This window comes from Vitiosangium sp. GDMCC 1.1324 (assembly GCF_003044305.1).
Classification (GTDB): Bacteria; Myxococcota; Myxococcia; order Myxococcales; family Myxococcaceae; genus Archangium.
This window is the reverse complement of record NZ_PZOX01000010.1, coordinates 377,583-397,394: the sequence shown is the minus strand read 5'-3', so window position 1 is coordinate 397,394 and position 19,812 is coordinate 377,583. Positions and strand designations below refer to the sequence as shown.

Genomic DNA, 19,812 nt, shown 5'->3' with positions numbered 1-19,812 from the left:
GGAGCCCCAGCTTTCCCGGAGGCTCCTTGCTCCTGGGGAGGTGGCGTGTGGATCCCGAGAGGCCCGTTCGTCCGCCTGTCGAGCCGGTGAATGATCTCGAGCCGGTGCCGGTGCCTCGCTCGCAGGTGACGGTGAAGACCGTGCTCACCATCTGTGGCGCCGTGGTGGGGGTGCTGGCCGCCCTCTACGTGGTGATTCACGGCATCGTCATGCTCACGCTCACCGTGACGGCCGTCCTCCTGGCGGTGGCGTTCAACCACGGTGTGGAGCGGTTGGAGCGGTGGGGACTGAAGCGGCCTCTGGCCATCGTGGTGGTGATGTTCGGAGTGGTGGGAGCGCTCATCGGCGCGAGCTTCCTCATCATCCCTCCCACGGTGAGCCAGGTGCGAGACCTGGCCGATCGCCTGCCGGAGCTCAATGCGCGCATCCACCAGACGAGGTTCTTCCAATGGCTCGACGCTCGGATTGGCCTGGAGCAGCGGCTGGGAGCGCTCGGAGAGGGGAGCTCCGGGTTGTTGCAGCAGGCGGTCGACCCGGCCCTGCGCGTGCTGCGGGGACTGGTGGCCGGACTGGGGGCCTTCGTCACCGTGCTCTTCCTCGTCATCTTCATGCTGGCCTATGGCGGCAGGGTGGTGCGCGGAGTGCTCGCCGAGTCCCTTCCAGCCCACCGCCAGCGCTACGAGCGGGTGCTGGACAAGGTGTACCACTCCGTGGGCGGCTACCTGAGCGGGTTGGCCCTCATCGCCGTGGTGAATGCCACGTGCGCCACCCTCTTCCTGGCCATCCTCGGCGTGCCCTTCTTCCTGCCGCTGGGAATCCTCTCCGGCCTGGGCAGCCTCATCCCCCTGCTGGGCGCCACCCTGGCCGGCTTGTTGCTGTCCGTGGTGGCGCTTGCCTCGAGCGGGGTGCTCGACGGTCTGTCGGTGGCCGTCTACACAATCGTCTACCAGCAGTTCGAGAACCACGTGCTGGCGCCCGTCATCTACAAGCACACCGTGAAGCTCAACCCATTGGTGACGCTGCTCGGCATCCTCCTCTTCGCCGAGCTGGCCGGCGTGCTCGGGGCCTTCCTCGCGGTGCCCATCGTGGGCACCTGTCAGATCGTCATCCGCGAGCTGCTCCTCCTGCGGCGCGAGCGCCTCAAACTCCCGCTACGGGGGGACGTGGCGGAGCAGCTCGAGAAGCGAGGCCCCCGGCGCCCCTCCTTCTGGCGCCGGCCGAGGCACGTCTAGCGAGGACGGGGCTCCCCGGAGGGCTCTGCGTCAGGGCCGGTACATGGCGGCCGTGCGCTGGGCCAGGAATCCACGCGGGAGCAACCTCGCGGCCAGAGTCAGCGTCTGGTTGATCAACCCGGGGACGTAGAGCTCCTTGCGGTGGATGAAGGCCCGCAGTGCGTGGGAGGCGCACTCCTCGGCACTCATCACCCCCATGTCTCCCGCCTTGAAGCGGTTGGAGAGCCCGGCCTTGTCCAGCAGCTCCGTGGAGATGCCGCCCGGCGCGAAGACGGTGACGGACACGCCCTCGCGCCGCACCTCCTGTGCCAGTGCCTGGCCATAGCTGAGGATGAAGGCCTTGGTGCCGCTGTAGGCCGCCTGGTACGGCACCGGGATGAACCCCGCCACGCTGGAGACGAACATCAGCCCGCCTCCCACCCGCCGCTCGACGAAATAGCGCGCGAACAGGGTGGACAGGCGCACCAGGCTGGTGACGTTGGTGTCCAGCATGGACTGGAACTCCTTCCAGTCCAGCTTCAGCGCCTCGCCCCAGTACGTCACGCCGGCGTTGAGGATGACACCGTGGATTTCCCGCTCACGGGTGGCTTCGGTGAAGACGCGCTCCACGTCCTCGGGACGCGACAGGTCGGCCACGATGAAGTCCGCCTGCACGCCATGACGCGAGCGCAGCTCCTCGCACAGGGCCTCCAGCCGCTCCCTGCGCCGTGCCACCACGAGCACGTTGCCGCCGTGCTCCCTCGCGATGGACCGGGCAATCTCCTGGCCCAGTCCGGAAGAGGCGCCTGTGACGAGGGTCCACCGCGCTCGAAGTTCCAGCATCCGATTCATGTCGCGCACCCTACCTGTGAACACCGGAGATGTTGAGGGTTCCCTTCAAGGACTCCCGGCTCAAGCCGCCAGCGGAGGTGCACCGGCGGCACTGGACTCCTCGCCGGGCGGGCTGGCACGGGCCTCCTCCACCGGGCGGTTCTTCCTCAACGACAGGACGACCGCCGCGAGCACCGTGGCCCCGGCCTGGTAGTAGTAGTTGCAGAACGCTTGGCGGCCCAGGAAGAAGAACACCCCGAAGACGAGCGCACTGCCCAGCACCACCGTCTCCGGGCCGCGGCGCCGCGCGAGCGTCAGCACCCAGAGCGCCAGCGCCCCCGCGAACCCGAGCCAGCCCGGCAGGGACACGCCCTGGTGTGCGAACCAGGCCAGCAGCGAGAGCGAGTCCGGCCGGAAGGGGTTGGTGAGGTGGTGCACCACCAGGTCCTTCCACAGCCCCTCGGGCGTCCAGACGAGGAACGGGACGAAGGTGGCCGCCGCCGTCCCCACGGCGATGGCCGCGCCCCGCCAGCGAGGCCCGGGCAGCAGCAGGGCGAGCGGCAGGTACAGCACGAAGTGCTGCTTCGTCGCGCAGAGCAGGCCCAGCGCCACCGCGGCGGCCGTCCCTCGGCCTCTACCGAGGAAGTACACGAAGGCACCGAGGAACGGCAGTGCGAGGGGCTCGCCCCAGGCCTGTTCCAGGGTGAAGAGGGCTCGAGGGTGGAAGACGAGGCAGGCCACGAGCAGCTCGGGAAGTGGATCTCCCGGCTCCACCTCGCGCCGGGCGGCACGCCACAGGAGGAAGGCGCCCACGAGGATGCACGCGAGCTGGGCATGCCGCGTCTCCCCCGTGAGGGCATACGCGGCGGTGGTGAGGAGCAGGTTGAGCGGAGGGTACGCGTAGGAGTCGATCGTCCTCGCGAAGGTGTGCGTGTCGATGGCGTGCAGGGCCCCGCCGTAAACGGGCTGCCCGCTCAGCAGCGCGTGCGCGCCCTGTTGGTGGAGCTCCCACACGTCGATGAGGGGCTTGGGCGACGCGGCGATGAGCTCGAGCCCGAGCGCCAGCGGGAGGACGAAGAATCCCACCGTGCGAGCCGAGCGCAGGAACCAGGCGAACCGCGAGGAGGAGGCCGCTGGCACGGCGCAGCTTCCCACCAGCAGCACCGCGAGCCCACCCAGGAACGAGAAGGGGCGCAGGTCGGCTTCCGGAACCATGTTGTGGCCCGGAGGAAGGGCGAGGTTGTACACCGTGAAGAAGGCGGCCACGCCCCAGGCCCAGGCGCGTGTCCTGTTGCGCACCACAGCCGCCTGGCCCGGCCGTGACACGGCCAGCAATCCCACGAGCCAGAGCAGCAGGGCGCCCGCGACCACGATGATGAAGTCGCTTCGGTAGAGCCCTCGCGTCCGCCCCAGCGCGAAGCCCAGCAAGGCATGGCCGGCGAGTGCCAGCGGGGCGAGCCAACCTTCCATGGGGAGGGGCTCGGACGAGGGGGGAGGCGGCGGGACCAGGGAGGGGGACGGGTTCATCGGGGGGGGGCGGCTCCTGCCGCGATGGGCGCGCACCCTATCAGACCCCTCACCCCGGCCCTCTGCTGGAGTGCAAGAGGGACGGGGGATTCCAGGCAGGGAGACGGGTCCCTGCCCGGGTGCTTCCTTCGACTACGGCGTGGTCGGGTTGAACGTGGAGAGGCTCCACCCCGAGCGCTCGTGGCCCCACTTGTCCCACTGCGGGTTCTTGCCGCTCACGATCTGCGCGTCGGTGAAGTCCGCCGCGCCCGAGCCGGAGCCCGTGCTGATCGTTCCGCCGTAGTAGGTCGGGTGCGTGTTGTCGGACTGGATGTAGTCGTAGCTGGCGCTCGAGCTGACGAAGTGCGTGTTGGCGTCGCGCAGGGTGCTGGCATACGTGCTGGTGACGCGGGTGACGTAGGCGGCCTCGGTCTCGCCCGAGCGGTAGCGGATGGCGTCACGGTCGATCTGCCCGTCGCCGTCGGAGTCGTAGTCGGCCGCCATCATCTCGGCGAACGCGTCGGCACACTTGAAGCCGTACTTCTCCGCCAGGTTACAGGTGCGCCAGTTGCTCTTGGCCAGATAGGGCAGGAACTTGGCGCGCTTGTTGATCTTCGCGCCGGTGGCGGAGTCCGTGCAGCCGGTGAGCACGTTGTCCGCGTCGTAGCCCGGGTAGTAGATGTTCATGACGATCTTCGCCGTGGCCGTCGTCGCGTACTGGTTGATGGCCTGCATGGCCTTCTCCGTGTACGTGGTGCAGTTGGCCAGGGCCGTGTCCAGGCCACTGTAGCTGCAGGTGCCCGTCTGGTCCGTGAAGGCAGAGCGTGCCTGCAGGTAGTCATTGCCGCACATCTCGAACGTCACCGCGCGGGTGTTGCTCGCCTGCATGTACGAGCGCTCGGAGACGATCTTGTTGTTATAGATGTCATCGGCCTTCGCGCCGGACTTGGTGCGGCGGACGACCTCGATGTTGGCGTTGAAGGTCTTGGCCAGATACTCGCCCTCGACGAGGGGCGCCGCACGCTTCGCCACGCTGAAGAGCGAGCCGTTGTAGCCCGCGAAGATGGAGTCTCCGTAGGCCACGACGCGGTACGTCGAAGTCGCGCCCGAGCGGTTGATGGTCCACGACGTGTTCTGATTGATGGTGCTCGCGAACGCGTCACCGCCCACCACGAGGGTGGCCGCGAGCGTCACGGCAAGGGACACCCCTTGCCCGTTGAGACGAGAGAACATGGACGGCTCCTGGGATATCGGGATTACAAAGTGAAGCAGGGGCTCGGCTGATTCGCCGGCTTCGCCGATATAACAGAAAAACTGCTCGATAAGAAATGGTCGGGTCAGAACGGGTTGCCATAAGGGCTCTCCCGGGAGAGGCCGCCCTTGTAACGCGGCGCGGCAGAATCCTTTCATCTGTTCAATTCAAACCATGTGAGGGCCACCGGGGGCGCGGTGCGTTGCGGACCGGCCGCCGTCACTCGGGCGGCAATCGCGTTGTCCTGGAGTCGCATGGTGGGTCCCAGCGCTTCGCAGTACATGGCGCCGGGCACTGTCCACGTGCTGTGCTCCGATTGGGGCTGGGGCCAGGACTGGCCACGACATGCACCGATTCCTCTCCACCGCTACCGCGATGGTGCTCCTCCCCGCGCTGATTGCGGTAGGGGCCCTGCTGGTGGTCCTCCGTGTGGTGAGGGTGGAGCAGGATTCGCTGCGGCGCTACACCACCGCCGCCGAGAAGTCCGTGGAGGCCGAGCGCCTGAACGCGGAGCTCCAGTACCAGGGGCGGATGGTCCGTAGCTACCTGCTCTCTCCGGACCCGCGGGCACTGGTGGAAATCGAGCGCTCACGGGAGCAGATCGATCTTCTCCTGCGGTGGATGTTGGAGATGAGCCGGACGCCCAGGGAGCGGGAGTTGCTGGAGGCAAGCGCGCGAAGCGAGGCGCGCATCCGAGCCCAGTCACAGAAGCTGCTCGAGCAACGCCAGCGAGGCGCGCCTCTCGAGCAGCTCCTGCCGCGCGTCGACGGAGAGCTGCAATCCCTTCGCGCGGCGCTGGATGAGAACATGGCGCTCCTGGTGCGCTATCAGCAGGAGGAGATGGAGGCCGCGCAGCGCTGGGCCAACCAGGTGGTCGACAGCTCGGTGCGGGCGTACCTGTTTGGGATTCCTGTGGCCGTGGCGGCCCTGGTGACGCAGGCGGCGATCGTGATGCGTGAGTTCCACCGCAGACGTGATGCGCAGGAAATGGCGGAGCGGAACGCGGCGGAGCGCGCGGCCTCGGAGGCGCGGTTCGCGGGCATCGTCTCCATCGCCGCGGATGCCATCATCTCCGTCGACGAGGAGCAGCGCATCACCATCTTCAACACCGGGGCGGAGACCATCTTCGGCTACAGCGCGCAGGAGGTGCTCGGGCAACCGCTCGACGTGCTCCTCCCGGAGCGCTTCCGGACCCACCACCGCCATTTCATCCAGGCCTTCGCCGGGGGGACCGTGTCGGCCCGGAGGATGGGTGAGCGTCGGCTCCTCTTCGGTCTGCGAAAGAGCGGCGAGGAGTTCCCCGCCGAGGCGGCCATCTCCAAGCTCGAGGTGGGTGGGGCACGTATCCTGACCGTCATCCTTCGGGATGTCTCCGCCCAGAAGCGGGTGGAGGAGGAGCAGCGCTTCCTGGTGAGGGCCGGGGAACTCCTCTCTTCCTCTTCCCTCGACTATGAGCGGACGCTCTCCAGCGTCGCCCATCTCGCGGTGCAGTCACTCGCGGACTGGTGCATCGTCTACCTTTGGGAGGGAGGCACGATGCGCCGGCCGAAGGTGGTCCACCGCACGGCCGACAAGCAGGAACTGGCTGCGGAACTCCAGCGCATCCCTCTCGATGTGCTCCAGCCCTTCCTCGCGCGGGAGGTGATCATGCACCAGGAGCCCCTGCTCATCCCCCACACCACGATGGAGCATCTCGCATCCATGGCGCAGAATGCCGAGCACCTCGAGCTGCTCAAGCGGCTGGAGGCGCGCTCGTTCCTGGGTGTTCCCCTCGTGGCGAATGAGCGGCTGCTCGGGGCGCTCATGTTCATCTCCTCCGAGTCCGGGCGCACCTTACACCGCGGATGACCTGGAGTTCGCACGAGGGTTGGGGCGGCTGGCCAGCCTGGCGGTCGAGAACGCGCGGTCATACCAGTCCGCTCGTCGCGCCACCCGGGCTCGCGACGACGTGTTGGGCATTGTGGCGCATGATCTCCGCAGCCCCTTGAATTCCATCATTCTCAGCGCCCAGGCGCTGCAGCGGTGGAAGGGGAACGCCGCAGCCGATACCCCCCGGGCCGCAGACGCACTGGGGACGATTGTCTCCTCCGTGCGGCGCATGAATCGGCTGATCGACGACCTGCTGGACGTGGCCCGGATGGATGCCGGTCAACTGTCCATCCGCCCGAGTCCGCAGCCCACCGAGACGCTTCTCCGGGAGGTCATCGAGGCCGCCCGCCCCCAGGCCGAAGAAGTCCACCTGGTGCTCGAGCTGCCCGAAGTGCTGCCTCCAGTGCTCGCGGATCGCGATCGGCTCCTACAGGTGTTCTCCAACCTGCTGGGCAACGCGTTGAAGTTCACCCCGCCTGGTGGAGAGGTGAAGGTGAGCGCCCGGGTGGAGGGAGGAACCATCTGCTTTCAGGTGCATGACACGGGTCCAGGAATCGCTCCGGAGGCGCTCATGCACATCTTCGAACGCTTCTGGCAGGCCGACCGGCGCGACCGCCGTGGTTCCGGTCTCGGGCTGTCCATCGCCAAGGGGCTCGTCGATGCGCATGGCGGAAGAATCTGGGTGGAGAGTGAGCCGGGCCATGGCAGCACTTTCCTCTTCACCATGCCTGTCGCCGCCGCCCCGCCCAAAGGGCATGGACCCGTCGCACCCTCCGATTCTTGAGGGTGTCTCTCTGCGCGGGTGAATCCGTCCGGCGTTACTCCCAGGAAATCTCATATGCCACGAGGCCCTTGTCCTTGTCGGCGTCGTGGATCTCCACCCAGCCCTTCTTGGAGACCCGCCGCAGGTACATGTCGAAGGTACCCGCGAGCGACTCGATGAAGGTGCCCGTGCGGAGCTGCGCGGGAGGAAAACCCTCGAGCACCATCGTCACCCTGCCGTGGTTCATCGCTTCCCGGTGGGGTTGGTACCTGATCTTCCCACAGTCCCGGAACGCCTGTTCCCAGGCATAGGTGGTCCACTTCAGCAGCGCCTGGGGCGTCAGGCCGAAGAGCCGCACCGCCCCGTCGAAGAAAGACTGCAGCAGCGGGTAGGTCAGCATGCGTTCCGAAAGAGACGAGAAGAACTGGCGGAAGCCCGGATTGCCCAACACCTGGTGGAGGGCGCCAGACAGCTTCATGTTCTCCTCGAGTGGAACCCAACCCAACCGGGGCGTGGCGTCGATGAGGGCAATCACTTGCTGCGGCACGAGTGCGAATACCCGCTGTTTCTTGTCGGCTGGCAGGCTCCTGGCCGCTTCGAGGATCATCCTGGACATGAAGCCGCGAATGGCTGGCTGGGCTGGCATGACGCCTTCATTCTTTCACACACGGGCGTGTCTAACGCACGAGCCGCAGAGTGCGAGTGCCCGGCACTTCGGCTGCGCGCGCCCGGACCTCGAACCAGTTGTCGCGGTACGGGTGGCGCCCTCGCGCGAGCTGCCAGAGTGAGGCGAGGCCGTAGAGGGGGAGGAACATCGGCCCGAGGACGAGCGTCTGCACGACGTGCGCTCGCTCGTGGCGCACCAGGCGGATCTGCCTCGGACCGTCCGCTCCAGCGTAGGTCACCACTGCACCCAGGGTGAAGGCGGCGATGTGGAAGTGGCGCACGTACCAGGAGAGAAGTCCGCCGGGCTCGACGACGAAGTGGAGGATGCCTTCCTCGTCCACGGATTCGAGGCGTGCGAAGAGTAAGGCGAGCGTCAGACCCAGCAACGTCACCGGGAGCGCCCAGACATAGCCAGCGAGCCAGAGCACCTTCCTCATGGTGTTCATCATGTCAGCACGCGCGGGAATCCGTTGAGGCGCTTCCAGCTGGCCGGTGGCAGCTGGCTGCTTCCTGACAGCTGGCCCCGACGCCAGGAGCCGCCGGAAGGGCACCGGGAATAAGACGGCCCGTCATGGCCGCTGGCGAAGACACTCCCTCCTCGCAGCCGACCCTGGCCCGCACCATGAGGCGACATCCGCCAGCTCGCCGACGCCACGTCGCTGCTGCTGCTGGGGGCCTTCGTGGTGGTGAATGGGGCTGAGCGTCCTGAAGCTTCGTCCGGGTGAGCCCCGGGGCGCTTTCGAGGTGCCGGTGGCCGTCCCCGCCGCTGGCGTGCTGGTCTGTCTGGTGATCATCGCCGGCCGTGTCCTGGGCGCCGAGTCGGATGTCCGCGCACCACTGCGGCATCCTCGTGGGCATCAGCCTGTTGTACGTCCTCCATCGGCCCAGACACGTGGTACTGGAGGAGGAGCCGGAGTGCCCATAGGAGGCCCGGACGCCCGGTCTCCAGGCCGGGAGTCGGCGAGCGCACCGGGTGCACGTTATAGATTCCTCCCGAATGACCGCCCGCCTGGAACAACCGTCCGTTTTCGATGCGCTCGAGGGCGCGGAAGTCCTGGCCGCGCTGCTTCGAGGCCGCTGCGTCGTGGTGCTCACGGGAGCCGGATGCAGCACCGAGTCGGGTATCCCGGACTACCGGGGGCCCGGTACGCGCGCCCGTGCCCGCAACCCCATCCAGCATCGCGAGTTCCTCACCCGGCCCGAGGTGCGTGCGCGCTATTGGGCCCGGAGCCTGCTCGGTTGGCCGCGTTTCTCGTCGGCCCGTCCGAATGCGGCGCACCAGTCCCTGGCGGTCCTGGAGCGCGACGGCTTCGTGCGCGGCCTCATCACCCAGAACGTGGATCGCCTGCACCATGCCGCTGGCAGCCAGCGGGTCATCGAGCTTCACGGTGCGCTCGCCCGGGTGCGGTGTCTGGACTGTGAGGCCATCGAGTCCCGCGCGGAACTGCAGGAGCGGCTGCTGGCACTCAACCCCGGCTTCGCGGAGCGTACCGCCGAGCTGCGGCCAGATGGAGATGCCGAGCTGCCGGTCGAGGCGGTGCAGGCCTTCCAGGTCGCCAGCTGTACCCGCTGTGGTGGGACGCTGAAGCCGGACGTGGTGTTCTTTGGCGATAACGTTCCACCCCCCACGGTGGAGGCCGCGTTCGCGCTGCTCGAGGAGGGGGATGCGCTGCTGGTCGTGGGGTCGTCCCTGGCCGTCTACTCGGGTTTCCGTTTCCTCCAGCGAGCAGCCGATCGCCACATGCCCATTGGCCTCATCAACATGGGTGAGTGTCGTGGCGGTGAGCTGGCGGACGTGCGCGTGGAGGCGCGTGCGGGCGAGGTGCTCCCCCATCTCTCGGTGGCTCTGGCCAATGGCTGAGAACGAGTCCTGTTGTACGGTACGGCGCTCCGGTCCAATCTCCCGGCGCTCCCGCAACCGAGAGGACCTGATGCCCGCAGTCATCCGCCCCGCAACCCCGGAGGACCTCCCCGCGCTCGCCGCCGCGTTGGCGCCACTCCCGCTCTTCAAGGCCTATGGCCTGGATGCCACGGCGCTGGCGGGCCGCTTCCGCGGCGCGCTCGACAGGGGAGAGGGGTTGCTCATGGCCTCCGACGAGAGTGGCCCGGTGGGCGTGTGCTGGTTCCTCACCCGGGGCACCTTCGGTACGGGCGCCTACCTGCGGACGCTCGCCATCCGGGAAGACCGCCATGGCTCGGGCCTGGGTGCTCAGCTGCTCGCGGCCTACGAGGCCGGGTGTGGGGAGCCTCCTGGGGGCTACTTCCTGCTCACCTCGGACTTCAACGAGGGGGCGCAGCGCTTCTACCAGCGGCATGGGTACCGCCAGGTCGGCCAGCTCCCGGGATTCGCCGCCCCGGGCGTCACCGAGTTCGTCTTCTGGAAGCCGCGCGTCAGGGGATGACTTCCGCCACCATGGCCCGCTCGGGCTCGTCGGTGGGCCTGCACATGGGCCAGGTGGTGTCCTCGAGAAGCGTGCCCACCGTGACGAGCTCGAAGCCGCGCTTGCGCAGCCCCTTGATGACTTCCGGGAGCGCCTCGGCCGTGGGGAAGCGCTTGTGGTTCATGTGCATCACCACGATGCCGCCGGGGCTCGCCTTGCGCAGCACCCAGTCCACCAGCCGCTTCGGCGTGACGGTCTCGTCCGGGTCTCCCGAGGGGAGGTCGAAGTTGATGGTGGTGAGCGCGGCCTGGGACGCGAGCCAAGCGACCCGCCTGTCCACCTCCCCGAATGGCGGGCGGAAGTACTTGGGGATGCGGCCCGTCAGGTCATAGACAACCTGCTGCGTGCGCTGCAGCTCCTCCAGCACCTTCCGGTCATCCTTCACCTTGGGCATGTTCGGATGGCTGAAGGTGTGGTTGCCGAGTTCGAAGTCAGGATACTGCGCGAGCTCCTGGACACGTCTCGGGTTGGCCAGGGCCCAACCCCCGCCGATGAAGAGCGTGGCCGGAGTCCCCGTCTCCAGCAGGGTGCGGATGACGCGCTCGTCATACTCGTTCTTGTGGGTGGAGCAGGCGTCGAAGGTGAGGGCGATGCGCATCCGGCTCCGGCTGCCATTCGTCACGATGGGCGCCGTCAGACAGGCCGTGGGCTCCTCGGGTGGAGGTGCCTTCTTCTCGGGTGGGAGAGGGGGCTCGGGCTCCGCGGGAGGAATCCACGCGCAGGCGCTCGTGGCGAGTGCCACCAGCGCCAGGATGGGATGCACGGGAGACCGACGAGCCATGATGTGCGACGCGCTCCTGTCGTCCGCCGGAAGCGGAGGGAACGGTGCAGGTATAGCGCGGATGGCTCCTTGTCTGTTGGATGTGCGACGAGCAGTGCACCCATGTGACGGGCCGTGTGGCACCCGTGGCGGAGCTTTACGGAGTCCTCGAATTCGGAGGCTTCCGATGCATGGGGCGTGGGGCTTGACGCACGCGTGCTACGCTGCCCTCACTCAAGGGAGGCTCCGCATGGGATACGGACGCAGACCCCGAGGTCCAGTGGAGCGCGTGACGGGCATCTCTCGCGCGGAGGGCGCGGACGTCATCCTCCGCGTCCGCGCGCTGGAGCGCGTCTCGGGGACGGCGCCTGTCGAGCGGCGGGGCTCGTCGCGGCGCTCCTTCGCCGAGGTGCTGGAGCGCCAGGAGCGGGGTCTGGGTCGAGCGGAGCCGCTGGTCGAGCCAGCCCACCCCCATCCCCGCCCCGCGTCTCCACCGGAGGTTGAAGACGAGTCCCTCCGTCCGCCAGCGCCGCTGCCCGACACCTTCCTCGGGTTGCTCTGGTGGAAGGTGAAGGGGCACCAGCGCTAGGTATTGGCGAAGAGCGTCAGGCTGAGTGACAGGTCCTGGTGCACGTTGCCCAGGCCGGGGATGTGGCCCTGCTCACCGAAGGTGCACAGGCCCAGCACGGGTACCCCGGGCAGCAGCCGTGCGAAGGTCCGCAGGCCCTCGTCGATGCGAGGCCCCAGCGCACCCGCGCACCCGGCGCAGAAGATGAGCGAGGCTCCCTTCACGTCCCGCGTCGTCAGGCCGCCCTGGGCCAGAGCCGTGTCGATGAGGTGGGCCATTTCGTTCACCAGACCCTCGGACGTGCCGCTCATCAGGCAGACCTCGTCCTCCGGCTCGATGCGGGCGAAGACATCCACCGCCCCCCGGTCCGCGTGGATATGGGCCGGGTGCACCGTCACGTAATGGTCCCGGTGGCCCACCTCGCGGCGCACGGCAATGGGTCTCAGCGCCGTCTGCGCCAGGATGTTGCCGCCCGAGCGCATCTGGTCGTCGATGGCTCCCTCCATCCAGCGTCCCAGCACCTGCGCGGCGGGCTGGCCATCCAGTGACAGCAGGGTGCGGCCCTCGGCCGCCGTGGCCCGGGCGTGCACTCCCGTGGGCTTGTAGGGCGTGGACAGCGCCGTGCCTACCCGCACCTCGTTGAAGAGACCCAGCAGTGACACGCCCGCGGGTACCGGACCTTCCTGGGTGAAGACGCTCCACTGTCCAGCGATGGCATGGTCCGCGGCGCTGCCGCCCTGGCACGGCACGTCCGGACACACGCTCGCGATGCCCGCCAGCATCTCCTCTTCCTCGCCGGGCGAGGCGTTGAAGAGGATCATCCGCGGCATCTTCCCGCCGGCCTTGCGCACCAACTCCCGGGCCGCGGTTTCCCCGGCCCGGCGTCCGTCCGCTTCCGTGGAGGAGGCCACGAAGGCCGTTCCCGGTGCACCCCCCACCAGCATCACCGCCACCGCGCCGTGGCCCTCGTTGCGCACGCCCGCCGGAGTGAGCACTCCCAGCGACGTGGTCACCCCGTGCAGAGGCACTCCCGCCAGCGCTTCCCGGAAGGCGGCATGGACGCGTGGGGCTTCGTAATCCACTGTCGCGGTGATGTAGGCCGCCTGGGCGGGCACGCCTCCGAGCGCGGCTCGGGCTTGCTCCACCGCCGTCCGGACGGCCTTCTCCACGTCCACGGCATCTCCGACTCCGACTCCAATTGAGACCGCCATCTTCATGCCTCCGTGAGAAGTGACTGGAGCTCCAGCAGCTCCTGGGCCGACAACAGCTGGGGCAGCGCCTGCTCCAGACGCCGCAGTGCGTCTGGCGGGTCCGGATCATTCGGGCCAAAGCTGCGGACATTTACTCCGCTCATCATGATGAGGCGCGCGACACCGAAGCCGAGCTTCTTCTTTTCGACGTAGGTGGTGATGCGGCTGATCCTGTTGGCCATGCGGTCCTCTCGTCTTCGTCCACCAGGAGCGCACCGCGCGGGCGCTCACAGAGAGCGGACGGCAATCTCCGTGAGCTCCTCGTCCGTGAGGGGAAGGGGGTTGGCTTTCATGCTGCTGGCTGCCTTGGCCCGGGCTACGAGCTGAGGCACCTCGGCCTCGGTGAGTCCGTAGCGCTCGAGCCCCGGAATGCCCAACGCCTGACACAGCTCCCTCACCCAGGTGATGCCGTCCTCGGCCTGGGCGTTCGCACGTCCAGTGAGCAGTACCGCCACCTCCTGGAAGCGTGGAATCGCCGGGTGCGACGGAGTACGGGCCCTCAGTGCGCGCAGGTTCACTTCCAGTGTGGCGGGGAGCAGTGCCGCGCACACCGCGCCGTGAGGCGCTTCGAACATGCCTCCCACCGGAGCCGCGAAACCGTGCACCGCGCCCAGGCCCGCGTTGGCCAGACACAGGCCGCCGAAGAGGCTCGCGAGTGCCAGATCCTCCCGCGCCGCCGCATCGGGGCCCTCCAATACCGCGCGGCGCAGGGAGCGCGCCGAACGGCCGATGCCCTCGCGTGCCAGCGCATCGGTGAGCGGGTTGGCGCGGGCCGAGAGGAAGGGCTCGATGAGCTGGGAGAGCGCGTCCAGTCCACTGGACGCCAGCACACCTCGAGGAGCGCCCGCAAGCAGGTCCGGGTCCACGAGGGCCAATCGGGGGAGCATGAGGGGACTGCGGAGGCTGGCCTTCACCTGGGCATTCTTCACCCCCAACACCGCGTTCCGCGTCACCTCGGAGCCGGTGCCCGCAGTGGTGGGAATGGCCACCAGGGGAAGCGAGGGCTTTGTCAGCGCCTGCCCCCGCCCCACCACTTCCAGGTAGTCGAGCGGCTCGCCGCCGTTGGCGGCCAGTGCGGCGATGGCCTTGCCCGCGTCCAGTGCACTGCCTCCGCCGAAGGCCACCACCGCGTCGCACCCCTCGGTGCGCGCGAGGGCGGTTCCCTCGCGAGCCAGCTCCACGGTGGGCTCGCCCTCCACCGCCAGGGGCACGGTGGAGAGGCCGAGCCTGCCGAGTCCCTCGCGCAGCGGCCCGGCGCGCGTGGGATCTCGGCCCGTGACCAGCAGAACCTTGTGCGCGCCCAGGGCCTTCACTGCTGCGGGAGCCTCGGCAAGCTTGCCGGCGCCGAAGACAATGCGTGTGGCGGTGGTGAACTCAAAGCCCGTCACACTCATCTCACCACCCCGCATCCTCGGGGAAGCAGTTGACGTACTTCCGGGACGTGCGCGGCTCGGCCATCATCGGCGTCACGGTATCCCTCCACTTCAGGTAGTGGGCCGTCTCCTTGTGGGCTGCCGGCGCCTGGGGTGTCTTGTAGACCTCGACGAGCACGAACCGCGTCGGGTCCTCGGTGTCCTGGACGACGTCGAAGCGGGCGATGCCTGGCTCCTTCACGCTCTCCCGCGCATTGGCGAGGGTGGCGTCGCGGAAGGCATCGACCGAGTCGGGCTTGACGTGGACGTGGACATGGACGACCAGGAGGCTGGTGGGCATGTCCCCAGGATACTAGAGAGCCTTCCTCACAAGAGAGAGTCCCCCAGTAACGTGTCGAGTCGGATGCGCTCGCCCCGCCGGGCGCCTCGCGCGTCCGCGTAGGCCGCGTCCAGGGCACCCAGCACGGTGGACAGGGTTGTCTGGTCGAGCACACAGTCTGGGGACACGTCGGGCAACCCGGCCCCGGCCTCGAAGTTCTTCTCGCATGCGGAGACGGATGTTTCGCCATCCGGCTCCCGGTGGCGGATGGGCACTCCGTGTGAGCGGCACACCAGGGGACGCCAGGTGTAGATGGCGCAGCGCCCGTCCGCTTCGAGCGCCGGGCAGGCTCCCGGAGCCCCCTGTTTCGCCCGGTGGGCCAGCCGTACGCGCTCCTCTTCCGGCAATCCGGCAAGCCCCTCGCGGATGACACTGGCTTCGAGTGCGGTAACGGACAGCCGTACGTGACAACAGGCCGTGCAGCCTGCCTTGCACTGCATGGCGCTTCCATGGCGTGACTGCACGCGGGTGAAGAAGGTGTCCACCTTGGCGGCCAGCTCCCGGTAGCGCTCGCGGACGTCCCGAGCCGCGCCCTTGTCCTGTTCACTCATGGTGCCCCACCGTCGCACATGGGGACACCCTGGCCAAGGTTTCCTGGCACCAGCGGATGCCTCGTCGCACGAAGGCCGACCTGGAGAGCGGACGTGCATTCGACCGGCATCCAGATGCCCGCTTTGTTATGCACTGGCGCCCATGGGGAGACTCCTCTTCATCGTCCTCGTCAACCTCGGCTCGTTTCTCGTTCTGCGCCAGCTGTGGCCCAGCATCCGTGAGGGGTGGCGCCGACAGGTATTCCTCGGGCTGTCGGGACTCTCGGTCCTGGCCTTCGCCCTCCCGTTGACGCTGGGGTTCGGAGAGCACGGCGTACTGCCGGTGGTGGGCATGCCCCTGAAGCTCTTCAGCTCGGGGTGGGTTGTCGCGGTGGGGTTGGTGATGCTCCTGGGATGGCCCCTCGCGCTCCTGCGCAGCCGCAGCGCGCGCGCCCAGGCGCGCCTGGTTCCCGCATTGCAATCAGGCCAGGAGGGCTCGGCCCTCGTGGCCGCCGCTCCAGTGGTCGAGGTCGACATGGAACGAAGGAGTCTGCTCACGGGGGTGGGGCGTGCATTGCCCTTGCTGGCGGCGGGGACGAGCTCGGCGGGCATCGTGGCCGGCTCCTCTGGCTTCGAGGTGCGCCAGGTGGAGGTGCGGCTGCGGAGCCTGCCCCGGGCGCTCGACGGCTTTCGGATCGGACAGATTACCGACATCCACGTTGGGGCGTTCATCGACGCCGCGTACGTGCGCGCCACCGTGGAGGCGATGAACAAGGCGCAGGTGGATCTCCAGGTGATGACGGGGGACTTGATCGACGACCTGACGCAGCTCGACGAGACGATGGCCGCGCTCGAAACGTGCCAGGCGCCGCACGGGATGCTCGCCATCCTGGGCAACCATGAGCACTGGCGGGGCATCCACCCCATTCGTGAGGCCTATGCGGCGAGTGAGCGCCGCGGGAGTCCGGTCCGCCTCCTGGTGGACGAGGCGCATGTGCTCGAGCATGCCGGGCAGCGGGTGCGCGTGGTAGGCGTGGACTACCCCATGGGGCGCGGGCGTGGCATGAGCGCGAAGGCGGATCGCATGCGGCGCTCGGCGGAGGTGGCCTTCCGGGGCACGTCGGCGGATGAAGTGGTGCTCTGCCTGACGCACCACCCGGACTTCTTTCCCTTCGCGCTGGAGCGAGGTGCGCGGCTCACGCTCGCGGGCCACACGCATGGCGGGCAGGTGGCGATCCTCGGCATGCCGCTGTTCCGGTTCGCCTTCGACTACATGCTGGGCCGCTACCGGCGCGGGGACGGCCAGCTCTACGTGTCAGGTGGCACGGGTCACTGGCTGCCCTTCCGGCTCGGTGTGCCGGCCGAGGTGTCCATTTTCACGCTTCGCGCGGACACCTGACCGGATTGACGGACTCCCGTGTTCTCAGCCCGCCGCGCGCACGGGCTGGGGCATGAAGCCATCCAGGAGCGCTTCCATGAGGCGATCCACTTCCTTCAGCGGCACGCCCTGGATGGTGAGGACGGTCTCACCGCCCTGGACGCTCGTCTTGAGCTGAACGCGGGCGCGCTGGGCGAAGTGCCGCGCGAAGCTTTCCCTGATGAACTCGACACGGGCCGAGTCGGCGGTAGGCACGTTTGCCCGGGAGGGCGCCCGCTTGTGCTTCACCGCCAGCTTCAACTCCGCCACGCTGCACTCGGAGAAGGATTTCTGCACGGGGTTGCCGCCCTCCTGTGGAACGTCGATGGGCGTGGGGCCCGGGTCGCCGCTCGTGGGCTGGATGTTGGCCGCTACCGCGTAGGCTCGCAGGGCGAGCAGATTGGTGACACCGTATTTCCTGCACGCCTCCTCGGTGAACTGCCGGGCCACGGCGCCATACCGCGTCAGCATCGCCTGCGAGAGTGCCTTGATGTGCTGGTTGAAGAAGGCCTGGGCGTTCTCGTACCCGTTCTTCTCCGCCAGCTTGTGGTCCACGGTGTGGTTGTAGAGCCGGCCGATGTTGTAGTGCCCGGAATTGCCTTGCTCCAGGTAGTTGATGATGGAGTCACGCACCTGCTCGAGCGTCAGCTCGGAAAGTGTGTTGTTTCCGTTCGTCGGTTGCATGTGTCGCCTTCCTTGATGCGGTAGAGCCGCGAATTGCGGCAGGGCGACGTCAAGCAACTCGAAGGCCAGCATCCGGGCCCCTGAATTCGCACATTTATGTGGTGGGAGGGTGCAAGGGAATCTCAACTCACGGAGGGATTGTCCAAGAACAGGGACTCCCGATGTCCCTCCGCGCGAGGTTCGGGTTCCACTGCGCATCGATGCGCAGTGAAATGGGGTGGGGCAATCCACTGCGCATCGATGCGCAGTGAAATGGGGTGGGGGCAATCCACTGCGCATCGATGCGCAGTGAAATGGGGTGGGGGCAATCCACTGCGCATCGATGCGCAGTGGATTGGGGTCGGGTCGTCGTGCCGGTGTCCGTCGCCTTCAAGGAATGGCGCGGATCGGCGTCTCCTCATCGGAGAGTGGTTGCGAGCCATGGTGGCCGGCGAAGACGAGTGGGGCGGTGAGTGCCTCCTGGTACTCCGCCTGGGTGATGTCGCCCCCCGCGTACAGTTCCGTCAGAAGGTCGTCCACGTTCTTCTTCCAGATGTCGGAGAGGGCTCCCCGGCTGCAGTACACGTGATAGCGCACCGGGTTGGGGATGATGGTGGCCAGAAAGGCTGACTCGCGGATGCTCAGCTCACGCGCATCATTGCCGAAGTAGTGTCGTGCCGCCTCGCCAATGCCATAGAGATTGGGGCCCCATTCGATGATGTTGAAGTACACCTCGAGCAGTCGCTCCTTGGGCACCGAAGCCTCCAGCCCCAGCGTGAGGAACGCCTCCTTCACCTTGCGCGCGTATGTCTTCTCCCGGGACAGGAAGAGGTTCTTGGCGAGCTGCTGTGTGAGGGTGGAGCCGCCGCGTACCTTGTTGTCCTCGGGCGCCAGCAGGATGGTCCGGAGCGAGTCGAAGTCGAAGCCCCGGTGAATCCAGAAGGCGGCATCCTCGCTCCGTAGCACCGCGCGCACCAATGGCCGTGGGAGCTCGGCCAGCGGTACGTAGGATGGGTTTTCCGGGCCGATGTTCAGCTCCCGCCCGCGGCCCTCATTCGTCAGCGGCCGGTAGTCGAAGGGCTCGCGCAGCCATGCCAGGGGTCCCGCCCTGGCCGAGTGCTTCAGCTCGGATAGGTCCAGTTTCGCCTTCACCTCCCAGTCCCGGCGGTGGAGCATCGGGCCGGAGAGCGTCAGAAAGGCCTGGAAATGGCCTTCCAGTCGCGCCAGTTCGGAGCCGGGCACCAGGGCCGCGGGCAGCGCCGCCATGGCTTGCTCGAAGGAGAGTGGTTGCAACTCCGCCTGCAGCGAGAAGTGGGGCTCCCGGCTCCAGGCGGCCTCGCCGTGTACCTCGACGTGCGCCTCGCGGTGCTCACCGACTGTCAGCCGCAGGGACTCGAGCTCCGCGTGCCGGCCCTTCATGTCCCAGTGCGCACGGCCTTCAGCAGAGAAGGCGAATGGCCCCATCGGCTCGGGAGCGAGCTGGGGACTGCTCACGGAAAGACCTGTCATCACCAGGGAGAAGGTCCCGCCTGAAGCGTCCACCCGCACCTCACCCTCCAGGGTGCCCCCTTCCAGACGCACCGGAGGCTCCGCGAGCGACAGCAGTGGGCCGGCCTGGACATCCTGTCCCCGGAGCGTCCCCGAGAAGCCCGACTCCCCACGTTGGACGGACAATGCCGCGCTCCCTCCACCGGGCAGCTCAGCTGTCGCCTCGAGCCGAGGCGCCTCCGCCGAACCCTCCAGTCGCACCCGGGCCGAGAGCGGACCCCATTCCACACGGCCATGTCGCTCGAAGGCCAGTCGCACGTCCTTCAGCACCAGCTCGGGCAGCTCGCGGGACGAGTCCCCATCCGAGGACGAGGCGGGGACGGGATGCCGTTTCTCTCGCGCGTCGCGCACTCGCGCTACGAGTGCCCGCACCTCCTGCCCCCGTGGCCCGGCCTCGACCGCCACCCCCGAGAGCACCACCCGACTCGCCTCGACGTGGCCCGAGAGCAGTGCCATCCGCCGGAGGTGCACGGTGACACGCGAGATTCTCACCACGGGAGGGCCCTCGGGCCGCGTGCCCGGAAGCTCTACCGGCCCCAGCATCACCGTACCGGTCCACCCGATGTGGAAGTCCTCGCCGATGTGCACGGGACCCAGCCGGGACTCCAGGGCGGGCTTCACGCGGGCGAGCACCCGAGCGCGTACCGCCTCTCCCTGGAGCCATGTATGCCCGGCCAACCCACTGACGGCGATCAGGAGGGCGAGCAACAGGAGGACGAGGAGCCCTCTCTTGGAGGGACGGCGCGGGAGGGGGGACATGGGGCTCGCGCCTCCCTAGCGGCAGG

The 19,812-nt window shown here is 68.0% G+C and carries 20 protein-coding genes; 7 read left to right on the top strand and 13 right to left on the bottom strand.

All coding sequences use genetic code 11. The features are described 5' to 3' along the window. The first annotated feature begins 47 nt into the window (after nt 1–47). On the top strand, nt 48–1,232 hold the full coding sequence (locus DAT35_RS28965) for an AI-2E family transporter (RefSeq protein WP_158501915.1): 1,185 nt from the start codon (nt 48–50) through the stop codon (nt 1,230–1,232). Between the two features lie 30 nt (nt 1,233–1,262). Here the strand turns inward: DAT35_RS28965 and DAT35_RS28960 are convergent, their stop codons facing one another. From DAT35_RS28960 to DAT35_RS28950, 3 genes are all read right to left on the bottom strand, one after another. Next, nucleotides 1,263–2,063 (bottom strand): SDR family oxidoreductase, encoded by an 801-nt coding sequence (locus DAT35_RS28960; RefSeq protein WP_233261768.1) that lies wholly within the window; start codon nt 2,061–2,063, stop codon nt 1,263–1,265. Between the two features lie 60 nt (nt 2,064–2,123). Next, a complete protein-coding gene (locus DAT35_RS28955; protein WP_146209919.1) occupies nt 2,124–3,512 on the bottom strand; it encodes a hypothetical protein in 1,389 nt (462 codons plus the stop codon). 189 nt (nt 3,513–3,701) lie between these two features. Continuing rightward, nucleotides 3,702–4,781 carry an SGNH/GDSL hydrolase family protein gene (locus tag DAT35_RS28950; RefSeq protein ID WP_108070922.1) on the bottom strand — a complete coding sequence of 360 codons (1,080 nt, stop codon included), beginning with the start codon at nt 4,779–4,781 and terminating at the stop codon, nt 3,702–3,704. Between the two features lie 364 nt (nt 4,782–5,145). On the opposite strand from DAT35_RS28950, the gene DAT35_RS28945 reads away from it, so the two are divergent. After that, a complete protein-coding gene (locus DAT35_RS28945) occupies nt 5,146–6,648 on the top strand; it encodes a PAS domain S-box protein (RefSeq protein WP_108070921.1) in 1,503 nt (500 codons plus the stop codon). Further along, nucleotides 6,581–7,453 carry a sensor histidine kinase KdpD gene (locus DAT35_RS28940; protein ID WP_255415215.1) on the top strand — a complete coding sequence of 291 codons (873 nt, stop codon included), beginning with the start codon at nt 6,581–6,583 and terminating at the stop codon, nt 7,451–7,453. Before DAT35_RS28945 ends, DAT35_RS28940 begins: the two co-directional genes overlap by 68 nt. Nucleotides 7,454–7,487: 34 nt before the next feature. On the opposite strand, the gene DAT35_RS28935 is transcribed toward DAT35_RS28940, so the two are convergent. Beyond that, entirely contained in the window at nt 7,488–8,078 is a 591-nt protein-coding gene (locus tag DAT35_RS28935; RefSeq protein WP_108070916.1) for a hypothetical protein, read from the bottom strand. Between the two features lie 31 nt (nt 8,079–8,109). Beyond that, nucleotides 8,110–8,535 (bottom strand): hypothetical protein, encoded by a 426-nt coding sequence (locus tag DAT35_RS28930; RefSeq protein WP_146209917.1) that lies wholly within the window; start codon nt 8,533–8,535, stop codon nt 8,110–8,112. A 560-nt stretch (nt 8,536–9,095) separates the two neighbouring features. Between DAT35_RS28930 and DAT35_RS28925 the strand changes: the two genes are divergently transcribed. Both DAT35_RS28925 and DAT35_RS28920 read left to right on the top strand, forming a co-directional pair. After that, on the top strand, nt 9,096–9,959 hold the full coding sequence (locus DAT35_RS28925) for an NAD-dependent protein deacetylase (RefSeq protein WP_108070912.1): 864 nt from the start codon (nt 9,096–9,098) through the stop codon (nt 9,957–9,959). Nucleotides 9,960–10,029: 70 nt separating this feature from the next. Then, complete coding sequence (locus DAT35_RS28920; RefSeq protein ID WP_158501913.1) at nt 10,030–10,500, top strand: GNAT family N-acetyltransferase; 471 nt, start codon at nt 10,030–10,032, stop codon at nt 10,498–10,500. Here the strand turns inward: DAT35_RS28920 and DAT35_RS28915 are convergent. Continuing rightward, nucleotides 10,490–11,320, bottom strand: a complete 831-nt coding sequence (locus DAT35_RS28915; protein ID WP_108070908.1) for a polysaccharide deacetylase family protein — start codon at nt 11,318–11,320, stop codon at nt 10,490–10,492. The two genes, DAT35_RS28920 and DAT35_RS28915, sit on opposite strands and share 11 nt — an antisense overlap. 229 nt (nt 11,321–11,549) lie before the next feature. On the opposite strand from DAT35_RS28915, the gene DAT35_RS28910 reads away from it, so the two are divergent. Further along, entirely contained in the window at nt 11,550–11,888 is a 339-nt protein-coding gene (locus tag DAT35_RS28910; protein WP_146209916.1) for a hypothetical protein, read from the top strand. On the opposite strand, the gene DAT35_RS28905 is transcribed toward DAT35_RS28910, so the two are convergent. Genes DAT35_RS28905 through DAT35_RS28885 form a run of 5 tightly spaced genes read right to left on the bottom strand, consistent with a single transcriptional unit; the run spans nt 11,885 to nt 15,420 of the window. Continuing rightward, nucleotides 11,885–13,078, bottom strand: a complete 1,194-nt coding sequence (locus DAT35_RS28905; protein WP_158501912.1) for an FIST signal transduction protein — start codon at nt 13,076–13,078, stop codon at nt 11,885–11,887. The two genes, DAT35_RS28910 and DAT35_RS28905, sit on opposite strands and share 4 nt — an antisense overlap. Nucleotides 13,079–13,080: 2 nt before the next feature. Continuing rightward, a complete protein-coding gene (locus DAT35_RS28900) occupies nt 13,081–13,299 on the bottom strand; it encodes a hypothetical protein (RefSeq protein ID WP_108070902.1) in 219 nt (72 codons plus the stop codon). 45 nt (nt 13,300–13,344) lie between these two features. Beyond that, nucleotides 13,345–14,511: an iron-containing alcohol dehydrogenase gene (locus DAT35_RS28895; protein ID WP_108071029.1), complete on the bottom strand. Its 1,167-nt coding sequence runs from the start codon at nt 14,509–14,511 to the stop codon at nt 13,345–13,347. A gap of 1 nt (nt 14,512) precedes the next feature. After that, a complete protein-coding gene (locus DAT35_RS28890; RefSeq protein WP_108070899.1) occupies nt 14,513–14,830 on the bottom strand; it encodes an antibiotic biosynthesis monooxygenase in 318 nt (105 codons plus the stop codon). A 26-nt stretch (nt 14,831–14,856) separates the two neighbouring features. Further along, entirely contained in the window at nt 14,857–15,420 is a 564-nt protein-coding gene (locus DAT35_RS28885) for a YkgJ family cysteine cluster protein (protein ID WP_108071027.1), read from the bottom strand. A gap of 142 nt (nt 15,421–15,562) precedes the next feature. Between DAT35_RS28885 and DAT35_RS28880 the strand changes: the two genes are divergently transcribed. Continuing rightward, nucleotides 15,563–16,798: a metallophosphoesterase gene (locus tag DAT35_RS28880; protein ID WP_108070897.1), complete on the top strand. Its 1,236-nt coding sequence runs from the start codon at nt 15,563–15,565 to the stop codon at nt 16,796–16,798. A gap of 24 nt (nt 16,799–16,822) precedes the next feature. On the opposite strand, the gene DAT35_RS28875 is transcribed toward DAT35_RS28880, so the two are convergent. Continuing rightward, entirely contained in the window at nt 16,823–17,500 is a 678-nt protein-coding gene (locus DAT35_RS28875) for a hypothetical protein (RefSeq protein WP_108070895.1), read from the bottom strand. A gap of 369 nt (nt 17,501–17,869) precedes the next feature. After that, a complete protein-coding gene (locus DAT35_RS28870; RefSeq protein ID WP_108070893.1) occupies nt 17,870–19,786 on the bottom strand; it encodes a biosynthetic peptidoglycan transglycosylase in 1,917 nt (638 codons plus the stop codon). Nucleotides 19,787–19,812 lie beyond the last annotated feature (26 nt).